The sequence below is a fragment of the Dietzia sp. SYD-A1 genome, from assembly GCF_015356725.1.
Lineage (GTDB): Bacteria > Actinomycetota > Actinomycetes > Mycobacteriales > Mycobacteriaceae > Dietzia.
In genome coordinates, this window is the sequence record NZ_JADDKI010000539.1 from 1 (window position 1) to 338 (window position 338).

The 338-nt window shown below is 72.8% G+C and carries 1 protein-coding gene; it reads left to right on the forward strand.

The annotated features are described in order from the left end of the window. The coding region (locus tag IY392_RS16600; protein WP_228549545.1) for a hypothetical protein at window positions 1–278 on the forward strand (278 nt) is incomplete at its 5' end. Window positions 279–338: the final 60 nt, after the last annotated feature.

A 338-nucleotide genomic window follows, 5' to 3' on the forward strand; every position in this document is an offset into this window, starting at 1 on the left:
CGCTCACGACGTTCGCGGGCAGCCCCTGCCACCTGGTGGGCGAACTGGCCCAGGCGGAGGACGGCTCGCCATTGTTCTGCCAGGAGGACCCTGGTGGCGCCGGGCCGCTGTGGCTGCCACAACCGGAGGGGACGGGCCCGGACGGCACCGGCCCCGCGATGCTCGGACGACCCTGCATGCAGGAGGGGCTGGCGGTGACCGCCCCGGAGGGCACCGTTCTGACCTGCCGTCTGACCGGCGGCGGCGACGTCCCCGGCGGGCTGTACTGGCAGCGATAGGGGTCTAGGAGCGTGGGTCAGTAACACGCCAGTTCAGGTCCGCTGATGGGGCGGGTTCGG